The sequence below is a fragment of the Amycolatopsis silviterrae genome (genome assembly GCF_042684085.1).
Classification (GTDB): Bacteria; Actinomycetota; Actinomycetes; order Mycobacteriales; family Pseudonocardiaceae; genus Amycolatopsis; species Amycolatopsis silviterrae.
Window position 1 is genome coordinate 1,943 of record NZ_JBHUKS010000034.1, and the last position, 19,342, is coordinate 21,284.

General features: G+C 72.0%; 19 protein-coding genes and 1 pseudogene. 15 read left to right on the top strand and 5 right to left on the bottom strand.

Going from position 1 to position 19,342, the window contains the following annotated elements:
• From ACFSVL_RS40520 to ACFSVL_RS40560, 9 genes are all read left to right on the top strand, one after another.
• Window positions 1-556 (top strand): TVP38/TMEM64 family protein (locus ACFSVL_RS40520; RefSeq protein ID WP_378312462.1); only part of this gene is annotated, 556 nt, incomplete at its 5' end.
• A 165-nt stretch (window positions 557-721) separates the two neighbouring features.
• A complete protein-coding gene (locus tag ACFSVL_RS40525) occupies window positions 722-2,302 on the top strand; it encodes a serine/threonine-protein kinase (RefSeq protein WP_378312559.1) in 1,581 nt (526 codons plus the stop codon).
• Between the two features lie 50 nt (window positions 2,303-2,352).
• Entirely contained in the window at window positions 2,353-2,658 is a 306-nt protein-coding gene (locus ACFSVL_RS40530; RefSeq protein WP_344267465.1) for a hypothetical protein, read from the top strand.
• 19 nt (window positions 2,659-2,677) lie between these two features.
• Window positions 2,678-3,106 carry a peptide-methionine (R)-S-oxide reductase MsrB gene (gene msrB, locus ACFSVL_RS40535; RefSeq protein WP_378312465.1) on the top strand — a complete coding sequence of 143 codons (429 nt, stop codon included), beginning with the start codon at window positions 2,678-2,680 and terminating at the stop codon, window positions 3,104-3,106.
• Between the two features lie 111 nt (window positions 3,107-3,217).
• Window positions 3,218-4,141: a TIGR04222 domain-containing membrane protein gene (locus tag ACFSVL_RS40540; protein WP_378312467.1), complete on the top strand. Its 924-nt coding sequence runs from the start codon at window positions 3,218-3,220 to the stop codon at window positions 4,139-4,141.
• A gap of 100 nt (window positions 4,142-4,241) precedes the next feature.
• Window positions 4,242-5,192, top strand: coding sequence for a TIGR04222 domain-containing membrane protein (locus ACFSVL_RS40545; RefSeq protein ID WP_378312469.1), 951 nt, complete (start codon window positions 4,242-4,244; stop codon window positions 5,190-5,192).
• 59 nt (window positions 5,193-5,251) lie between these two features.
• The gene (locus tag ACFSVL_RS40550; RefSeq protein ID WP_378312471.1) at window positions 5,252-6,055 is read left to right on the top strand and encodes a DUF692 domain-containing protein; all 804 of its coding nucleotides are present in this window, start codon (window positions 5,252-5,254) and stop codon (window positions 6,053-6,055) included.
• Window positions 6,052-6,378 carry a hypothetical protein gene (locus ACFSVL_RS40555; RefSeq protein WP_378312472.1) on the top strand — a complete coding sequence of 109 codons (327 nt, stop codon included), beginning with the start codon at window positions 6,052-6,054 and terminating at the stop codon, window positions 6,376-6,378. Before ACFSVL_RS40550 ends, ACFSVL_RS40555 begins: the two co-directional genes overlap by 4 nt.
• A gap of 101 nt (window positions 6,379-6,479) precedes the next feature.
• Window positions 6,480-7,271, top strand: a complete 792-nt coding sequence (locus tag ACFSVL_RS40560) for a TIGR04222 domain-containing membrane protein (RefSeq protein ID WP_378312474.1) — start codon at window positions 6,480-6,482, stop codon at window positions 7,269-7,271.
• A 10-nt stretch (window positions 7,272-7,281) separates the two neighbouring features.
• On the opposite strand, the gene ACFSVL_RS40565 is transcribed toward ACFSVL_RS40560, so the two are convergent.
• From ACFSVL_RS40565 to hemE, 4 genes are read right to left on the bottom strand one after another with little or no spacing between them, the layout of a single operon-like run.
• Window positions 7,282-8,649 carry a CoA transferase gene (locus ACFSVL_RS40565; RefSeq protein ID WP_378312476.1) on the bottom strand — a complete coding sequence of 456 codons (1,368 nt, stop codon included), beginning with the start codon at window positions 8,647-8,649 and terminating at the stop codon, window positions 7,282-7,284.
• 6 nt (window positions 8,650-8,655) lie between these two features.
• Window positions 8,656-9,348, bottom strand: a complete 693-nt coding sequence (hemQ, locus tag ACFSVL_RS40570) for a hydrogen peroxide-dependent heme synthase (protein ID WP_378312478.1) — start codon at window positions 9,346-9,348, stop codon at window positions 8,656-8,658.
• Between the two features lie 46 nt (window positions 9,349-9,394).
• Window positions 9,395-10,804 carry a protoporphyrinogen oxidase gene (gene hemG / locus ACFSVL_RS40575; RefSeq protein ID WP_378312480.1) on the bottom strand — a complete coding sequence of 470 codons (1,410 nt, stop codon included), beginning with the start codon at window positions 10,802-10,804 and terminating at the stop codon, window positions 9,395-9,397.
• A complete protein-coding gene (gene hemE, locus ACFSVL_RS40580) occupies window positions 10,801-11,883 on the bottom strand; it encodes a uroporphyrinogen decarboxylase (RefSeq protein WP_378312482.1) in 1,083 nt (360 codons plus the stop codon). Before hemE ends, hemG begins: the two co-directional genes overlap by 4 nt.
• Window positions 11,884-12,264: 381 nt before the next feature.
• On the opposite strand from hemE, the gene ACFSVL_RS40585 reads away from it, so the two are divergent.
• The 3 genes and pseudogenes from ACFSVL_RS40585 (at window position 12,265) to ACFSVL_RS40595 (ending at window position 15,559) form a co-directional block, all read left to right on the top strand.
• Window positions 12,265-12,828: a DUF3000 domain-containing protein gene (locus tag ACFSVL_RS40585; RefSeq protein WP_378312484.1), complete on the top strand. Its 564-nt coding sequence runs from the start codon at window positions 12,265-12,267 to the stop codon at window positions 12,826-12,828.
• Between the two features lie 672 nt (window positions 12,829-13,500).
• A pseudogene (locus ACFSVL_RS40590) lies at window positions 13,501-14,216 on the top strand (response regulator).
• Window positions 14,217-14,287: 71 nt separating this feature from the next.
• Window positions 14,288-15,559 (top strand): HRDC domain-containing protein, encoded by a 1,272-nt coding sequence (locus ACFSVL_RS40595; RefSeq protein WP_378312486.1) that lies wholly within the window; start codon window positions 14,288-14,290, stop codon window positions 15,557-15,559.
• Between the two features lie 82 nt (window positions 15,560-15,641).
• Here the strand turns inward: ACFSVL_RS40595 and ACFSVL_RS40600 are convergent, their stop codons facing one another.
• Window positions 15,642-16,406, bottom strand: a complete 765-nt coding sequence (locus ACFSVL_RS40600; RefSeq protein ID WP_378312488.1) for an IclR family transcriptional regulator — start codon at window positions 16,404-16,406, stop codon at window positions 15,642-15,644.
• Window positions 16,407-16,457: 51 nt separating this feature from the next.
• Between ACFSVL_RS40600 and ACFSVL_RS40605 the strand changes: the two genes are divergently transcribed.
• From ACFSVL_RS40605 to ACFSVL_RS40615, 3 genes are read left to right on the top strand one after another with little or no spacing between them, the layout of a single operon-like run.
• Window positions 16,458-17,228, top strand: coding sequence for an SDR family NAD(P)-dependent oxidoreductase (locus ACFSVL_RS40605; RefSeq protein ID WP_378312490.1), 771 nt, complete (start codon window positions 16,458-16,460; stop codon window positions 17,226-17,228).
• Window positions 17,229-17,265: 37 nt separating this feature from the next.
• Window positions 17,266-18,378 (top strand): NAD/NADP-dependent octopine/nopaline dehydrogenase family protein, encoded by a 1,113-nt coding sequence (locus ACFSVL_RS40610; protein ID WP_378312492.1) that lies wholly within the window; start codon window positions 17,266-17,268, stop codon window positions 18,376-18,378.
• Complete coding sequence (locus ACFSVL_RS40615; RefSeq protein ID WP_378312494.1) at window positions 18,375-19,337, top strand: 3-hydroxyacyl-CoA dehydrogenase NAD-binding domain-containing protein; 963 nt, start codon at window positions 18,375-18,377, stop codon at window positions 19,335-19,337. Before ACFSVL_RS40610 ends, ACFSVL_RS40615 begins: the two co-directional genes overlap by 4 nt.
• The last annotated feature ends 5 nt before the right edge of the window (window positions 19,338-19,342 follow it).

Genomic DNA, 19,342 nt, shown 5'->3' on the forward strand with positions numbered 1-19,342 from the left:
ATCGATGACTCCGCTCGTACTCCTCGTGGCTTACTCGTTGCTCACCGTCGCGCCGATTCCGCGGACGGTCTTCAATCTGGCCGCCGGGTTGCTCGTCGGCAGCGTCGCGGGAGTGTTCATCGCCTTGGCGGCCACCGCGATCGCGGCCGCGCTGGCGTACGGGCTGGCGCGGCTGCTCGGCCGGGACTTGATCCTTCGGCACCTGCACCGCGCGCCGGTCCGCGCGGTCAACGACCGGCTTTCCGACGGCGGCGTGCTCGCCATCACGTCGCTGCGGCTGATCCCGGTCGTCCCGTTTTCGGCGATGAACTACCTGTGCGGCGTTTCGTCCGTGAAACTCCTTCCATACCTTGCCGGAACGACGCTCGGCAGCGTCCCGGGAACCGTCGCGGTGGTCGTTTTCGCGGACGCGCTCACCGGCGACACGCCGCCCGCGTTGCTGGCTTGCTACGCGGTCTTCGCGGCCCTTGGAGCGGCAGGATTGGTGCGAGTGCTGCGGAAGCGCGCCCCCGCCGCCGAGCCGGAAGCTCCCGTGCCGTCGGCACCGGCTGGCTGACGGCGGGCAGGTACTTCCGACCGCTACACTCGTTCGGGTGCGCGAGGGGTATCCGTGCTGCGCACGACCACGATCACGGGACTTTCGTCAGGAGCGGGCGTCATCGACACCGGGCAGCTGATCGCGGGGCACTACCGCCTCGTCGAGCACATTGGTAGCGGTGCCATGGGCGTGGTGTGGCGCGCCGTGGACGTGCGCCTGGAGCGGTCCGTGGCGATCAAGCAGATCCTGCCGCAGCCGGGCGTCTCCGAGGCCGAACGCGACAACATGCGCCAGCGCGCGATGCGCGAGGCGAAGAACGCCGCCCGCTTCCAGCACCCCAACGCGATCGTCGTGTTCGACGTCGCCGAGCACGGCGGCGACCCGTGCCTGGTGATGGAGTACCTCAACGGCCCGAGCCTGTCCGCCGTGCTGTCCGAACAGGGCACGCTGCCGGTCGGCCAGGTCGCGCGGATCGGCGAGCAGGTCGCCGCGGCGCTCGTGGCCGCGCACCGCGCCGGGATCGTGCACCGGGACGTCAAGCCCGGCAACATCCTCATCGACGAGACCGGCACCGCGAAGATCACCGACTTCGGCATCTCGCGCGCGGCCGGCGACATGACGCTCACCCAGACCGGCCTCATCGGCGGCACCCCGGCGTACCTCGCGCCCGAACTGGCCCGCGGCGCCGACCCGGTGCCCAGCTCGGACGTGTTCGCCCTCGGCGCGACGCTGTACCAGGCGATCGAAGGCCAGACGCCGTACGGCAACACCACGAACCAGCTCGCACTCCTGTACGCGGCGGCGAACGGGCAGGTCAACCCGCCTACCCAGTCCGGCCCGGCGACCGCGTTGCTGATGAGCCTGCTGCGCAGCGAGGCGTCCGAGCGGCCGAGCATGGCCGAGGCACGGGAGCGGCTGGCCGCGCTGGCGACCGGGGAACCGGCCGCGCCGCAGCAGTTGCTGTCGGGCAATCGCGGTCCGGGGAGCAACGGGTCCCGGCCGCCGTGGGCGCGTACGGGTGCTGCGGCACCGGCACCCCCGCAGAAGGCTCCGTCGAACCCGCCGCGGACGCCGACCGCGGCGTTCGTGCCGGTGGGTGCGCGGCCTGCTGCGCTCCCGAGCACTCCCCCGCGCCCGCAGCCCGCGGTGCGGCCGACGCCTACTGCTGCTGCGCCGAATTACTCCGGTGCGGGGGCCGGGGCGAAGGTTTCGGCTGCGGCGGCGCGGAAGAAGAAGATGGCGTTGCTCGCCGGCGGGGCCGCGGCGGTTGTCGTGGTGGCGTTGGTGGTGTTCCTGGTGTTGAGCAGCAGCCGGGACAAGGGCGGCAGCTCGTCGAACGCGCAGCCGCCGCCGGCGAGTTCTTCCGCACCCGCGAGTCCGTCGACCACGCCGAGTTCTTCCGCGCCACCGGTCAAGTCCAACGGCAACGTCCAGTGGGGGCCAGCGGGCGACCGAGTCGTCGATTTCTACGAGAGCGCCGGATCGCCCGGGACGTGGGCGATGCTGACTCCGCCTGTGCAGGCGTCCTTCGGCGATCAAGCCGCGTTCGCCTCTTACTGGGCTCAGAACGGGCTGTCCTCTTACAAGGGCGCGAGCGTGTACAAGCATCAGAACAACGAAGACGGCTCCGCCGACGTGCAGATCATGCTCACGCCGAAGGGCGGCACGCCGACGCCGAAGGTCGTGCAGGTCATCGCCGGACCCGACGGCACGTTGCTCATCAACAGCGACCCCCGCCTCGGGAGCGGTGCGCCAGCACAGTGACTCGCGCCGCAGAGGTGGGTAGGACAGGGCAAATAGCCTACCGTTGAGGCATGGCCGAGAACGGAGCTCTGCCGCCGGGCTGGAATCCTCGGTTCCACGAGGATCTGGTCGGGCTGGATCCGTACGACCCGGAGGCCCGTGCGTTCGCCGCCCATCTCGACCGGATGGAGCGCACCGGGCCCACTTTCACCGTCGAGGCGTGCCTCGACCAGGTCGCCGACTTCGCCGAGTCCAGCAGCCGCACCGGCGGGCTGCGCTACTGGGTGTCCGCGCTGGTCGTGGTGCTGATCGTGCTCGGGCTGCTGGTCACCGCCTGGGACATCGCGCTGCACACGGTCGCATTTCTCTCCAGGTAACGTGGGAAGGGTGAAAGGTATGAAACCCGTCGTCGGCACCACTCCGCGCGTGGTGAAGTCCGACCAGGAATGGCGGGAGCAGCTGGCCCCGGAGGAGTACGCGGTGCTCCGGCAGGCCGGCACCGAACGGCCGTTCACCGGCGAGTACACCGACACCAAGACCACCGGCGTGTACGAGTGCCGGGCCTGCGGCGCGGAGCTGTTCCGCAGCGGCACGAAGTTCGAAAGCCACTGCGGCTGGCCGTCGTTCTACGACCCGGCGGACTCCGACGCGGTGCTGCTGCGCGAGGACCGCACCATGGGCATGCGGCGCATCGAGGTGCTGTGCGCCTCGTGCCACAGCCACCTCGGGCACGTGTTCGAGGGCGAGGGCTACGCCACCCCCACGGACCAGCGGTACTGCATCAACTCGATTTCCCTGAAGCTCGTCGAGGAGTCCGGCGACTGACGCCCGGGTCCCCGGAAACCGCCCTTCCCGCTCCGGGGAGGGCGGTTTTTCGTCCGGCGGCAACCCGGGACGGGCGAGTAACGTGGTTTGTTCATCCGGAGGGGGACCGTGATGGACTGGACGATCGAACGCGCGATGCCGGCCGCGCTGATCCTGGTGCTGGCGCTGGTCTGCTGGTGGCTCGGGCAGCGCACCGCCGCCCGCCTGCGCCGGGGAAGACATCCCGAGACCCGGCTGACGTCCGCGGCGCAGGTCGCGTTGCTCACGAACGGCCCGATCCGGGTCGCCGAAACGACGGTCGCCTCGATGCTTGAGCGGGAGCAGCTGCGCGCGGATTCCGTAGGACGGCTCTACCGCACGCCGGCCGAACCGTCCGACGGCCTGAGCCGGGAAGCCGCCGAGCTGGCTGGCACGGGGGTCGGGATCGCGACGGTGCTGCGCGGCCTGGTCTGGGGCGAGGCGGTCCGCGAGATGGTCGACGACCTCACCAAGCGAGGGCTGCTCGTGGACGGCCAAGCGCTGCAACGGGCGTGGAAGTGGGTGGCGATCGGCGAAGCGGTGCTGGCCGCGGCCGGGCTGGCCGCGTTCGTCGGCGCGTTGAACGGCTTTGTGCTGATTTCGGTGGCAGCACCGGCGTGGCTGGTGTTCACCGCGCTGTCGCGACGTCGGCGGGCCCGGCGGATTCACCCGACGGACGCCGGACGCGAGGCGGCCGAAGCGGCGTGGCCGGATCAGAGTCTGCTCAGCGGCATGACAGGGAGTGTCGCGGTCGGCGGGCTTTCGAATCATCCGGATCGCGAGCTGCGAGTCGCGCTGCTGCGCGGGCTCCCGGCGACGCGGCGGGCACGGGCGGCGATCGCGGGCACCGGCGTCACAGGCGGGTTCGCCGGGGCGGCGGGCTACTGGGCCTCGGGGGCGGGCTGTGGCGGCGGAGCGGGCTGCGGATCCGGCTGTGGGTCCGGGTGCGGCGGTTCGGGGTGCGGATCCGGCTGCGGCAGCGGGTGCGGCGGAGGCTGCGGCGGCGGGAACAGCTGAGCCGGGAACGAACCGGACGCCGGCCGCGTCAGTTCTGCCGACAATCTCCGGCGGCCGGGCCGGTTAGAGTGCCGACGAGGCTGAGCAAGAGGGGGAAGCCGTGGACGAACCGTGGGGCATTTCCGGACCGCAATTCCTGCTGTTCTACGGCCTGGCGCTGGCTGTCGTGCTGGTGGTGCAGCTGAGCTGGCCGTCCGCCGCGCGGTCGCGGAGGCGGAACGCGCCGGCGACGGTCGAGGCGCCGTTGCGACCGGACGTCTACCAGCTCGCCTACCTGGTCGGCGGCGCGGACCGCACGGTCGACACCGCGATCGCGACGCTGCTGGAGCACAACCTGCTGCGGGTGAGCAGCAAGGGCAAGCTGAGCGCGATCGGCAAGCGACCAGCTGGCAAAGGGCTGGAGCGCGCGGTGCACGACGCCGCGCAGGGCGGCACGGCGACCGTCGCCAAGATGCGCACGGCGACTGTCGTCCAGCCGGAAGTGAACAAGATCCGCGAGGACCTCGAGCGGCGCGGGCTGATCACCGTCGGCGACGGGCTGGGCAGCTTCCGCGCCGGCATCCTCGCGCTCTACGGCGTGCTGGTGGTGGTCGGCATCGCCCGCGCGGTCAACGGAGCGCAGCTGGACCGGCCGATCGGCGGGCTGATCGGGCTGATCCTCGTGGCCGGGACCCTGGCCTTGATCTCGTTCTTGTCCCGCCACGGCCCGAAGACGTCCCGGGCGACCGACGCGGGCCACGCGATCGTGGTGCGGGCCCAGGAAGACGCCAGGGCCGCGCAGGAACGGCCTGAGGAGTTCGCGGCCACGAGCCGCGGCGGCGGACTGTTGTTCGCCGGGGCCGCGGGGGTGGTCGCGCTCGGCGGGATCGCGCTGTACCCGGACGACGAGATGAGCACCGCCCTGCTCAGCGGCGGACGGGACTGGGCCGGGGGCGGCGGTTCGAGCGGCGGGTCTTCGTGCGGAGGCGGTGGCGGTTCCTCCTGCAGCAGCGGATCTTCCTGCGGCGGCGGGGGCAGCAGTTGCGGCGGCGGGGGCGGCTGCGGCGGGTAGCTTGGCGTCGAGAAGCGGCATGGGAACCGTGGCCCGCGACGGAGGTGGAGGTGATCGCGATGGCTGACCGGCTGGGGATCGGCATCGGCTGGCGGCCGGAGCTGGACCTGTCGATCGCGCGGCTGCCGGGCGTCGACTGGGTCGAGGTGGTGGCGGAGAACCTGCACGCTCCGCATCTGCCGGAAAGCCTGCTGGCACTGAAGGATCGCGGGATGCCGGTGCTGCCGCACGCGGTGTCGCTGTCGCTGGGCGGAGCCGAGCCGCTGGACACCGCGCGGGTGGAGCATCTCGCCGAGCTGGCCCGGGTCCTCGACGCGCCGCTGGCCAGCGACCATGTGTGCTTCGTCCGCGCGGGCGGGCTCGATTCCGGGCATCTGATGCCGCTGCCGCGCACGCGCGAGGCGCTGGACGTGCTGGTGGACAACGTCCGGCTGGCTCAGTCCATTGTGGACGTCCCGCTGGCGCTGGAGAACATCGCCGCGCTGCTGGAGTGGCCGGAAAGCGAGCTGACCGAGGAGCAGTTCCTCACCGAGCTGACCGAGCGGACCGAGTGCCTGCTGATCATCGACGTGGCGAATCTGTACGCCAACGCGCGCAACGTGGGCACCGATCCGGTCGCGTTCCTCGATGGGATCCCGTGGGAACGGCTCGCATACGTGCACATGGCCGGCGGCGTCGAGCGCGACGGGGTCTATCACGACACGCACGCGCATCCGGTGCTGCCGGAGGTGCTGGATCTGCTGGCCGAACTGCGTCGGCGGACGGATCCGCCGGGCGTTCTCCTGGAGCGCGACGACGACTACCCCACCGATTCCGAACTCGCCGCCGAGCTGGTCGCGTTGCGGACCGCGGTCGCGCGGTGAGCCGGGAAGAGCTGGCGGCTCGGCAAGCTGCGCTGCTGGACAGCCTGCTGACCGGGGCCGAGGCGCCGTCCGGCTTCGATGCCTCGCGGTTGCGCATCGAGGCAGACGTGCTGCTCGCCAAGCGGCGGCGGCTGGTCGCGTATCTGCGGCCGGATCTGCCCGAGACGCTGGGTGCCCGGTATCGGCCGTTGTTCGACGAGTACGCGGCGGAGCGTCCGAAGACGACTTCGATCCGGGCCCGGGAGTATGCCGACGCGTTCGCGGCTTGGCTTATCGAGCGCGGTGACCTGTCCAAACCCCGGCGCAGATGGTTTCGCCGCTGAGCCCGTTCCGTTTTTGTCGGTGGGGATAGCTACGCTGGCGACCTGTCTGGTTACGGCGGTGTTATCCGATCTCTGCCGGGCCGGGAGGGAGGGAACCTGTCGTGAACGGATTCTGGGCCGCGCTCGGCCCGAACTTCGCGCTGTACCTCGTCTATGTGGCGACGGCAGTGGGAGTGGTGAGCATTCTGGCCACCGGCAAGGACAAGCTGGCCAAGCAGGCGCACGGGCCGGAGTCCGCCGCGGTGCCGCGCGATGCCTACGACGTGGCGTATCTGAAAGAGGGCCGGCCTCGGGTAGTCGAGACCGCGATCGCGGCTCTGCTCGCGCGTGGCCAGTTGCAGCTCGGGCAACGCGGCGAAGTCGTCGCGAGCGGTTCGCCGCCGGCGTCGCCGCCGATCGAACAAGCCGTGCACCAGGCGGCCGGGCCGGGCCGTCTCGCGTCGTGGGTCGTGCGTTCGCCGGTGCTCAAGCCTGCCGTGCGGTCGCTCGAAGCGGACCTGGTCCAGCGGCAGCTGGTCAGCAGGCGCAGGCCGTTGACCGGTCTCGGGTACACCTTGACCGCGATCGGCGTGGTCGTGGTGGTCGCCGCCGTGGCCCGGCTGGTCTACGACATCGGCCGGGGGCACCTGAATCCGATGGTGCTGCTCGCTCTTGTCGAGATCGCGCTGGCGCTCTGGCTCTGTCTCGCCGGCAGTCAGCGGATCACGAAGAAGTTCGGCGAACGGAAGGTGAATTCACTGCCTCCGACCACGGCCGGGACGGCGTTGCTCGCGCAGGCCGAAGAACAGGCTGCCGCTGGGGGACGCGGGCTGGAGCCTGCCGATCTCGTCGCGCTGGGCGGCTTCGCGGCCTATCCGGACAAGCGAATCGCGGGAGGCCTGATGCCGGTTTAGCCGCTGGTGCTCAGGAAGCCGGATGGGGCACGACCGGCGACCACACCGCGGTGTCCGCGCCGGGCCGGTGCGACGGGTGGTCCCAGTGCGGCGGTGCGCCGGGCAGGTCCCCGGCCATCCGCACCCGGGTCATCTGCCCGAAGTCGCTGTCGACCGTCTCCAGCACGTCCGTGTAGTCCACTTCGGACGGTTCGGGATCCTTGCGGCCCAAGGAGTCCAGCCACCGGCCGGTGCCGGCGAGGGACAGCCGTGCGTGCCAGCTGCCGCCGTCGGTGACGGTGCGGCGGATCGCGGTCATGATCGCGGCGGCGGTCAGCCAGCCGGTGGCGTGGTCCAGGGCCTGCGCGGGCAGCGGAGCGGGAGCGTCGGTGGCGTACTCCTCGGCGATGCCGGACGACATCTGCACGAGGCTGTCGAAGCCGCGGCGGCGTGCCCACGGGCCCGTCCAGCCGTACGCCGACACGTCCGCCACCACGAGGCCTGGCCGCAGTTCGGCGAGTTGCTCGGGGCCGAAGCCGATCCGCGCGAGTGCCCCCGGGCGGAACGACTGGACGAGGACGTCGGCGCGGGCGATGAGCTTCTTCAGCTTCGCGCGGCCGCCCTCGGTGTCGAGCGCGACGAACGCGGAGCGCTTGCCCTGCCCGGTATCCATGGTCAGCACGGGTATCCGCGGCAGGTGCGCGGCTCCGACGTGCAGTACGTTCGCGCCGTGCGCGGCCAGCACGCGGCCCGCGACAGGGCCGGCGAGCACGTGCGTCAGCTCCAGCACGCGGACGCCGCCCATCGGCCGGTCCGAGTCGAACAGGGTGCGCTTCGGCGCGTCTCCGATCCGGTTCAGCTCCACCAGCGGCAGTTCGGCGACCGCCTGGCCTTGCGGGTGTGCCAGCCAGTCCTCGCGCGAGCGCAGCAACGCGGCCGCGCCGCCCGCGGTCACCACGGCGGATTCGACCTCGGCCACGGACTTCCCGGCCACGGTCTTGGTCACCGCTTCGCGGGTCGCCGGCACTCCGAGCGCCCAGCAGACCGCCGCCTCGTGCCGGGTGGTGTTGCAGTGCAGCTTGATCCAGCCGTCGGCGGCGCGGTAGTCGCCCGCGATGCGGCCCCACGGGCTCGGCCCTGGCTCGCCGTCGATGCGCAGCAGATGTTCGCTGCGGAACGCGGCCGCGGCGTGCAAGGTGTCGACCGACACCGTGCCGGGCTCGATGCCGCGCAGGCGCAGCAGCTCGCCGGCGGACAGCGTGGCCGCGGCGATGCTGGCGGTCGCCATGGCGGGGACCCGGAAGTGCCCGGGCAGCACGGATTCGTCGCCGGTCAGGGACACGGCGGGCAGCGGTTCCCCGGCAAGCTCCTGCCAGGCCCCGGCGAGAACGTCGCGCACCGGCGGTTACGGCAGAGCCGCGACGAGTTCGGCGGGAGCCACCTTCGTGCCGGTGTAGAACGGGATCTCGACGCGCACGTGGCGGCGGGCCTCGGTGTTGCGGAGGTGGCGCATCAGGTCGACGATCCGGTGCAGTTCGTCGGCCTCGAAGGCGAGGATCCACTCGTAGTCGCCGAGCGCGAACGACGCGACGGTGTTGGCGCGCACGTCCGGGTAGTCCCGCGCTTCCTTGCCGTGGTCGGCCAGCATCTTGCGGCGTTCCTCGTCGGGCAGCAGGTACCAGTCGTAGGACCGGACGAACGGATACACGCAGACGTACTTGCGAGCCTCCTCGCCGGCCAGGAACGCGGGCACGTGACTCTTGTTGAACTCGGCGGGCCGGTGCAGCGCGGTCTGGCTCCAGACCGGCGTGGACGCGCGGCCGAGCGGCGTGCTCCGGAACCCGGTGTAGGCGGCCTGGACCTGCTCGATTTCCTCGGCGTGCCACCAGATCATGTAGTCCGCGTCGGCGCGGAGGCCGGACACGTCGTACACGCCGCGGACGACGACGCCCTTGGCCTCGAGCCCGTCGAGGTACTCGGTCGTCTCCCGGCCGGCGGCGCCGCGGTCCTCCCCCAACTTCCCCGGTTCGATCCGGAAGACCGACCACGTGGTGTAGCGGATCGTGTCGTTGAGTTCGTTGTAATTCAGCCGCGCCATGCCTCCATCCTGGCACTCGCGGCGCGGCCGCCGCCATGGGGCTCCGTCACACGAAGAGCTGCTCCGCGATCCGCTGGGCGGCGGCATCGGCGGTGGCCACGCAGGCCGGCAGCCCGACGCCGTGCAGCGTGGCGCCCGCCACGGCCAGGCCCGGGATGTCCGCCACTGCCGCCTCGATCCGCGTCACCCGCTCCAGGTGCCCGGTGCCGTATTGCGGCAGCCCGCCGCCCCACCGCGTGACCAGGGTGTCGATCGGCCTCGCGGTGACCCCGGCGAGACGGGCGAGATCCCCGCGGACCGCGGCGATCAGCGCGTCGTCGTCGCCGTTCAGCGCGCCGGGCTCGCCGAACCGGCCGACCGAGCCGCGCACCAGCACCGGGCCATCGCCGCCGAAATGCGCCCACTTGTTCGACGAAAACGTGAACGCCTTGCACGCGTAGGGCACGCCTTCCGCGTCCCGTTCCCCCGCGCCGATCAGGATTCCGGACGCGCCGGGCAGCTCAGTGCCCGGCGGAAAGGCGAACGCGACGACCGCCATCGACGCCAGCTCGACCTCGCCGAACGCAGTCGAGGCCGCCGGGGCCACTCCGTCGAGCAGTTTCCGCGCGGCCGGGGCGGGCACTGCGAGCAGCACCGCGTCCGCGTCGACGGGACTGTCGGCAGGCGCGTGCGCCGGGGCGGCCGCGCCGAACTCGAGACGCCAGCCGGACGCCGTCCGCTTCAGCGCGCGAACCGTCGATGACGTGCGCAGCTCGGCACCGGACAGCTCCAGCAACCGGTCCAGCAATCCGCGCAGGCCGCCGGTAAGACTGCCGAAAACCGGTGCGGTGCCTGGGGTTTTCGGCAGCAGCGACGAGGCAGCCTCGGTGAGCGAGCCCGCTCCGCCTGCGATCGCGTTGGCCAGGCCGGGCATCGTCGCGCGGAGGCCGAGACCGTCGGCACCGCCCGCGTAGACGCCGCCCAGCAGCGGGTCGACCAGGCGGTCCACCAGTTCGTCCCCGAACCGCGTGCGCAGCAGCGACCCGAGCGGCACGTCGCCGGAACCCAGCTCGACCGGGCCGAGCGAACGCTCCTTCTCGACCGCGCGTCGTCCGTCCTCGGACAGCACCCCGGCGACCGACTCCGCGGACGCGGGCACTCCCATCACGGTGCCGGGCGGGAGGCTCTGCACTGAACCGCCGGCGTGGATCTTGGCGCGCGCCTTCGTGGGGTGCACCAGGCGATCGGCGAGGCCGACCTCCTCGACCAGCGCAACCATCTCGGGCCGCCGGGCGAGGAAGGCCTCGGCGCCGACGTCGTAGCCGACTCCGCCGACCTCGGCCGTGCGCAGCTTCCCGCCGATCGCGGGCGTGCTCTCGAAAACGGTGATCGCGACCCGGTCGCCGAGCAGCCGCCGCAGCCGGTACGCCGCGGCCAGCCCAGAAATCCCGCCGCCGACGACCGCGACGTGCTTCACAGCGAGTGCACCAGCTCGACGACTCGAGTCAGCACCTCCGGGTCGACGCTCGGCAGCACGCCGTGGCCGAGGTTGAACACGTGCCCGCGGGCGGCGCGGCCCTCCTCGACGATCCGGCGCACCTCTGCCTCCAGCACCGGCCACGACGCATACAGCAAGGCTGGGTCGAGGTTGCCTTGCACCGACGCTTTGCCGCCGAGCCGGTGCACCGCGACGTCGAGCGGAATCCGCCAGTCGACGCCGACCACGTCCGCGCCCGCCTCGCGCATCGCGCCAAGCAGTTCGCCGGTGCCGACGCCGAAGTGGATCCGCGGCACGTCGTACTCCCCGGCGGCCGCCAGCACCCGCGCCGAATGCGGCAGCACGAACTCGCGGTAGTCGCGCTCGGACAGCGCCCCGGCCCACGAGTCGAACAGCTGCACCGCGTCGACGCCCGCGTCGAGCTGGGCGCGCAGGAACGCGGCGGCGATGTCGGCGAGCCGCGCGGCGAGGTCGTGCCAGACCTCGGGCTGCGAGTGCATCAGGGCCTTGGTGTGCTCGTGGTTGCGGCTCGGGCCGCCCTCGATGAGGTAGCTGGCCAGCGTGAACGGCGCCCCGGCGAACCCGATCAGCGGCGTCTCGCCGAGCCCCTTCACCAGCAGCCGGACGCCCTCGGCGACCTTCTCCACCTGCTCGGGCTCCAGCTTCGGCAGCGCGCGCACCGCCTGCGCGTCGCGCACCGGCGAGGCCACGACCGGGCCGGTGCCGGGCACGATGTCGATGTCGACGCCCGCCGCCTTGAGCGGGACCACGATGTCGCTGAACAGGATCGCCGCGTCGACGCCGTGGCGGCGGACCGGCTGCAGCGTGATCTCGGCGAGCATCTCCGGGTCGAAGCACGCGTCGAGCATCGGCACGCCCTCGCGCAGCGCGCGGTACTCCGGCAGCGAACGGCCTGCCTGGCGCATGAACCACACCGGGACGTGCGCGGGCCGCTCGCCGCGCGCGGCGGCGAGGAAGGCCGAGCCGGGCAGGGCGCGACGGGGCGAGACGGACGGGGCGCCGACGGGCGCGGGCGAAACCTGAGGCACGAACCCCATGGTCCCACGCGGGTCCGACAGTCCCGGGCCGCCCCGTGCCCAACGTGCCCGGCCGAGGGTCCGCGGCGGCGGCCGCTCGGGTGCCCGGCTTCGGATTCGGCATTAGCGGACTGGTCTTGATGCCGGATTCGTTGCTGTCCGCGCGCGCTGCGGCGTTTGGCGGGCAGGCGGTGCGACAGGACCGGAATGAATGGCGGGGCGGTCACGGGGCAGACAGCACCGCAGGAGGTGAGCGGAGCGACGACCGCCTAGGAACAAGGCGGCAGGGCGAAGCGCGGAGCCGAGGGCGAGCCGCCAGCCGGAGGGTTAGCCGGGTCGCGGCTGGGTCTCGCTCGGCGCGCCTGCGTCCGCAACGGGGCGGCGCAGCCCTACAGTCGAAGCGTGACCGCGATGACGCCAGTGCCCGATCTCTTCCGCGAAGCCGTCGCGGCGCTGCATGCCGTCCGGCCGCGCCCGGAGATCGAACTGGAGACGATGCGCGCGCCGCAGCGGCTCGCGCCGTGGTCGTACGCGCTGAGCTGCGAGGTGTCCGGGCCCGCCGACGTCATGGCGTCCGGCAGGCTGGTGCTGCTGCACGATCCGGACGGCCAGGAGGGCTGGGACGGCGTGCTGCGGCTGGTCATGTACGTCCGCGCCGAACTCGACCGCGAGCTGGCCACGGACCCGTTCCTGCCCGCGGTCGGCTGGTCGTGGCTCACCGACGCGCTGGAAGCCTCCGGCGCGTCCTGGAAGGCGCTCGGCGGCACGGTCACCGAGACGTCCTCGGCCCGGTTCGGCGACATCTCCGGCCCGGCCCGCACCGACGATCTCGAACTGCGGGCCTCCTGGACCCCGACCGACGCCGCGCTCGGGCCGCACGGGCTCGCGTTCTGCCAGGTGATGGCGAGCGTCGTCGGGCTGCCGCCGGTGGGCGTCACGCTGTTCGAGCAGCGCCAAAGCTCCTGATTTCCCAAGTTCACCCGGTCGGGCAGCCGCCGCGCGGCGTTCGCACGCGCACCAGCGCGTCTTTCCCCGCGAGTTCCGCACCGCTCAGGGCGCCGCTGGGATCTTCGGCGGGGGTTCCGGACGCCCGCGGCCGACTGTCCACCGTGGACCGCGACGGCCGCTGCTCCGGATGCCGCACGTTCGTGGCCGCGCGTGATCACAGGCAGTGAACCCCAGGTCACCCGGCCAGATCCGGTTCCCGGGCCGCTTCCCGGCACTCCGCCGGGACCCCGGAAGCCCGGCGGGACGCCAGGCAAAACGTGAAAGAAAATGATCTTGCCCCGGCTGGAGCGCATTTCCGCGCCCGGGCCGCCGGGGCGGCCGCCCCGGTCCGGCAGCACCCGCAGGTGCACGGGCCATCTGCACGCCCGTTTCGATGCCGGTAACTCAGGTGCATCGCGGCCCGGTCGCCAGTCGTTAACAAGACTCCGATCGTTAGTCCGATCGTGTTACAACGACCTCGCTGAGTGACGAACTGTTTCGGATAGATACCCATTCGATCCCCCCGCAACGGCGTCGGGACGGCTACAGTGCCTGGGACGACACCACTTTCGGTCTAAAGCTGGCGCGGCTGAACGGCCGAAGGTCCCGGTGCCGGTCGGGGGGCACGACCGACTCCAGGGAGGTAGTGACGTGGCTACCGTCGGCTTATCTCAGGCCGTCCGATCCACGCCAGCCGGTGCTTTGCCGGCGAGCATGGTTCCGCACCCGCGGGAAGAGCTTTTTCCGTGTTGGTGGTCGATGACCACCCGCTGTTGAGGGAGGCAATCGCAGCACGACTCGCACAGATGGGTGCGGGCACTGTCCACGAAGCCGCCACGGTGGCCGAGGCGAGGGCGCGAGCACAGGCCACCGGCCCGTGCGACCTGGCGATCCTCGATCTCGGACTGCCGGACGGCAGCGGCATCGAGCTGGTTACGGAACTCCGTAGCCACGGATGGCCGCGCGTGGTGGTCCTGGCATCCTCCGACGACCCGTACGCGGTGCGCTCCGCGTTCCAGGCCGGCGCTCAGGCATACCTGCTGAAATCGGCGTCGCCGGTGGTGGTCACCGACGGCGTGCGCCGGGTTCTCGAAGGCGGCGTCTACGCCGACCCGAGCGTGGCCCCGGTCCTGGCGACCGGCACGCGCGTGGCGGGCACCGACAACACCCCGCGCGAGCTGTCCGCTCGCGAGGTGGAGGTGCTCCAGCTCGTCGCGGACGGGCAGTCGAACAAGGAGATCGGGGAGGAGCTTTCCCTCTCCGCGCTCACCGTCAAGTCCCACCTGTCCCGCATCGGGCGCAAGCTCGGCACGGGCGACCGGGCGCAGATGGTCGCGCTGGCGATGCGAGCCGGCGTGATCCGCTGACGACGACGAACCACGTCCCCGCGGGGCGGGCGGACCAGGCGCGGTCCGCCCGTCCCGTAGGGTCGTCGGACATGGGAACTGCACAGGCGGACGGAGCCCGGACCGGAGACGAGGCCACCGAGAACTCCGGGGCCTCGGCAACGCCGGTGCTGCTCCGCGAACCGGCGGAAGGCACCCCTCCGGTGGTGACCGAGCCCGCCGCGCTCGCCGAGGCGTGCGCGCGGCTGGCCGCGGGCACCGGCGCCGTCGCCGTCGACACCGAACGGGCTTCGGGCTATCGCTACTGGCCCAAGGCCTATCTCGTCCAGCTGCGCCGCGAAGGTTCAGGCACGGTGCTGATCGACCCGATCGCGCTCGCCGACGACCTCGCCCCGCTGCGGGACGTCCTCAACGACATCGAGTGGGTGCTGCACGCGGCGTCCCAGGATCTGCCGTGCCTGGCGGAACTGGACCTGCGCCCGCGGTCGCTGTTCGACACCGAGCTGGCCGGAAGGCTGGCCGGGTACGAACGCGTCGCGCTGGGCACGCTCGTGGAGCTGCTGCTCGGGTACACGCTCGAAAAGGGGCACAGCGCCGCGGACTGGTCGAAACGGCCGCTGCCGGTCGACTGGCTCAACTACGCCGCGCTCGACGTCGAGCTGCTCAACGAACTGCGCGCGAAGCTCGAAGCCGAACTCGCGGCGCAGGGCAAGCTGGAATGGGCGCAGCAGGAGTTCGAGGCGGTCCGCACCGCTCCCCCGCCCGCGCCGCGCGCCGAACCGTGGCGCCGGACGTCCGGGGTGCACAAGATCCGCAGCCCGCGCGGCCTCGCCGCGGTGCGGGAGATGTGGCAGGCACGGGACGAGCTGGCCCGCAAACGCGACCGCGCGCCGAGCCGGATCCTGCCCGACAGCGCGATCGTCAACGCGGTGACCTCGGACCCGAAGACGGTCGAGGAGCTGCAGGCGCTGCCGGTGTTCAGCGGACGCGTGCAGCGCAAGTACACGGCCAGCTGGCTCCGGCATCTCCAGGCGGCCAAAGGTCTGCCGTCGAGCGAGCTGCCGAGCCCGAGCCAGCCGTCCGACGGCCCGCCGCCGGTGAACCGCTGGGCCGACAAGGACCCGGACGCCGCCGCCCGGCTCGCCGCCGCGCGCGCCGCGCTGGCCGCGATCGCGGAAGACCGCAGGCTGCCGGTGGAGAACCTCCTGCTGCCGGACCTGGTCCGGCGCACCTGCTGGCGGCCGCCCGCCGACCTCGCGGAGGACTCGGTGGCGGACGCGCTGCGGGCGGGCGGGGCGCGGCCGTGGCAGGTGGAGCTGACCGTGGCGGCGCTGAGCAAGGCGTTGCACAGCACGGCTTCCTGACGCGCTGCCCAGGTGGTTCAGACCTCTACCTGAGGTTGAGACCTTTGGAGCGCACCGGGCGCGGGCAGCGGCTCAGCGGGGATCAGGCGCGGCGACGGGCCGGTCGGCGATAACCGAGCGACCGTGCCACGCCGGTGGCCGTGGTGACCACTGCGGGCACCAGATGGGCCACTGACGTCGTCTCGCGGCGGCCCACGACCGCGACCGCGGCGGTGACCCTGGCGGACGCGTCGCGGATCGGGGCGGCGACGGCGACCGCGTCGTCGGCGAGCTGGCGGTCGGCGACGCAGTAGCCGGTGCGGGCGATGGCGGCGAGTTCGGCGCGCAGGGTCTCCGGATCGGTCGTGGTGTGCGGGGTCTCCGCGGCGATCGGGCTGGTCAGCGCGGATTCGCGGAGGTCGGCGTCGGCGTGCGCGAGCAGCACCCGGCCGGTGGCGGTCGTGGTCGCGGGCAGGCGGGCGCCGGTGGTGGTCAGGATGCCGACCGACCGGTGCCCGGCCAGCCGGGCCAGGAACACCACGTCGGTTCCGTCCAGCACGGAGAGGTGCACGTTCTCGCCGGTCGCGTCGAACAGGTCGCCGAGGTACGGCAGGGCGATCTCGCGGATCGACGCCCTGGCCAGCGACAGCGAGCCCAGCTCCCACAGTTTCAGGCCGAGGTGGTAGCCGCCGTGCTCGTCGCGGGCGAGCGCTCCCCACTCGGCCAGTTCGCCGACCAGCCGGTGCGCCGTGCTCAACGGCAGGCCCGCCGCCTGGGCGATCTCGGTCAGCGAACGCACCGGCGTCCGCGCGCTGAAGCAGTCCAGCACCGACAGCAGCCGCGCCGCCGCGGTGGGTCTGGCTTCCATGTGGCGGAAGTCTGATTGAGGCTGGGCCTCGATGCAAGCGACACTGCGGGCGTGGGCGAGGAACACTGCGAGTCGGTTTTGATCACGGGTGCCGGATCGGGTCTCGGCCTGGGAGCGGGATTGACGCTCGCGGAGCGCGGGCATCGGGTGTTCGCCACCGTCGAAAGAGACGATCAGGTGGAGCCGACGCGGGCGGCGTTCGCCGAGCGCGGGCTCGCCGCGGAGGTCTCCCGGCTTGATCTGCTCAATGCGGCTGATCGCGAAGCGGCGGCCGAACTCGACGCGTCGGTACTGCTCAACAACGCCGGATTCGGTGCCGAAGGTCCGTTGCTGCGTACGGATTCCGCCATGGTGCGGAAAACGTTCGAGGTCAACGTCTTCGGCACGCTTGAGCTGACCCGGCTAGTCGCGGACCGGCTGGTCGCCGCCGGCCGCGGGCGGATCGTCTTCGTCACTTCGGTGGCCGGGCTCTTCGTCGCTCCGGGCGCGGGCGCGTACGGGGCGAGCAAGTTCGCGCTGGAGGCCATAGCGCAGGCGGTCCGCCAAGAACTGGAGCCGCACGGCATCGAGGTCCGGGTCGTCGAACCGGGGCCGTTTTCCACCGGGTTCAACGAAAGACTGGTGGAGAACGCGCCGGACTCGGACCACGACTTTTCGGATTTCCTGGCCATGCAGCGCGATCCGGGCCCGGCGGTCGAGACGATCGCCCGGGTCGCGGTCGAATCCGGGTCGTACCGGACGATCGTGCCGGCGGAGTTCGGCGCGATCGTGCGCGAGCAGCAAGACCGGCTTTGGGCGCGGACCGACCTGGCCGGTCCGTGAGAAAGTGCGACAGCACATCAGTACGAGACAGGAGCACATGACAGTGAAGATCGCGGTTCTCGGGGGCGGGCACGGTTCCTGGGCCACGGTGGCGGAACTCGCCGAGCACGGCCACGAAGTGCGCTGGTGGCGGCGGAACGCCGAGGCGCTGGGAGCGGTGCGCGCGACCGGGGCGGTGGGCGTCCGGGATTTCCGGGGCTCCCGTTCGGTGCCGGTCGGCGACGGCGCCGGGGAGATCAACCCGGTGGCGGACCTCGCGGAGGCGGTGCACGGAGCGGCCCTGATCGTGATCCCGCTGCCCTCGACCACGCACGACGACCTGGCTCCCCGGCTCGCTCCGCTGCTGACTGACGGCCAGGTGGTCTTCATGCCGCCGGGCACGTTCGGTTCGATGGTGTTCGCCAAGGCCGTGGCCGCGGCGGGCGGGAGCGCGGACGTCGCGTTCGCCGAAGCCGGGACGCTGCCGTACCTCGCGCGCCGGCACGGGGACGCGGAAGTGGTGATCAGCGGTTACGCGACCCGCTTGCCGACCGGGGTTTTCCCGCTGCGGCTGGCGGCAAGCGCGTTCAAGACGCTGCGCGAGGCGTACCCGTGCATCGAGGACGCGGGCGACGGGCTCAGCGGAGCGCTGATGAACGCGGGCCCGATCATCCATCCGCCGCTGATCACGATGAACGCCGGCCCGCTGGAGCATTTCGCCGCCTGGGACATCCACAACGAGGGCACTCAGCCGTCCATCCGCAGCGTCACCGACGCGCTGGACGCCGAGCGGGTCGCGTTGCGCGAAGCGTTCGGCTACGGCGCGCCGCACTTCCCGCTGGCCGACCACTACGCCACCGACGGCGAGGAATGGATGTACGGCCGCGCGGCGCACGAGAGGCTGACCGACAGCGGCGACTGGCGCGAGAAGATCGACCTCCACACGCACCGCTACATGGTGGAGGACACCCGGCTCGGCCTGTCACTGCTGGTGTCCGCGGGCCGGTGGGCCGGGGTGCCGACGCCGGTCGCGGAGGGTCTGCTGGCGCTGGGTTCCGCGATCACCGGCCGCGACTTCTACGCCGAAGGCCGGACCTTCGAGAACCTCGGCCTCGCCGACCTTGACCAGGCCGGGCTGGCGCAGCTGCTGCAGAACGGAGTCCAGTCGTGATCGCGATCGTCGGCGCCGGGCGGATGGGCGAGGGCATCGCGCTGGCCTTCCTGGCTGCGGGTCATCCGGTGCTGCTCGCCGACGTCAAGGACCGCACCGAGGAAGAACGCCAGCTCCGGCGCGACGAGGTCCGCACACGCCTCGCCGACCGGCTGCGCGCGATGTTCGGCCACGCCGACGCGCTGGAAAGCCTGACGCTGGGCGACCGTTCGGCGAAGGAACTCGCCGACGCGACCGTGGTGTTCGAGGCCGTGCCGGAGGTCATGGCGGTCAAGCGCGAGGTGTTCGGCTGGCTCGGCACGCAGGTGCCCGAGTCGGCGGTGCTGGCCTCGACGACGTCGACCTTCCTGGTCACGCAGATCGCCGAACTCGCCGACCGGCCGGAGCGCGTGGTCAACGCGCATTGGCTCAACCCGGCCGAATTGATGCCGCTGGTCGAGGTCAGCCGCAGCGACGGCACCGACCCGGCCGCGGTGGACCGGCTGGTGGCGCTCCTGCGCGAAATCGGCAAGGTGCCGGTGGTGTGCGGGCCCGCGGCCGGGTACATCGTGCCGCGGCTGCAGGCGCTGCTGATGAACGAGGCCGCGCGGATGGTCGAGGAAGGCGTGGCCGGCGCCGCGGAGATCGACCTCGCGGTGCGCGCCGGGCTCGGCCCGCGGTTTTCGGTGCTGGGCCCGCTGGAATTCATCGACTGGGGCGGCGGGGACATCCTCTACTACGCCTCGCGCTACCTGACCGGGGAACTCGGCGAGCGGTTCCAGGCGCCCGCGATCGTCGAGGAGAACATGACCGAGCAGCGGCGCGGCCTCCAGGACGGGGCGGGGTTCTACCGCTTCGAGCCGGACGGGGTGCCGGATTACCGGGCCGCGCGGATGCGGGAGTTCGAGGACATTTTCCGGTTGCGCGGGCCGCATTTGCACGACGGGACGCCGGTTCCGGTGCGTCCGGAAGACGACTGACCCTC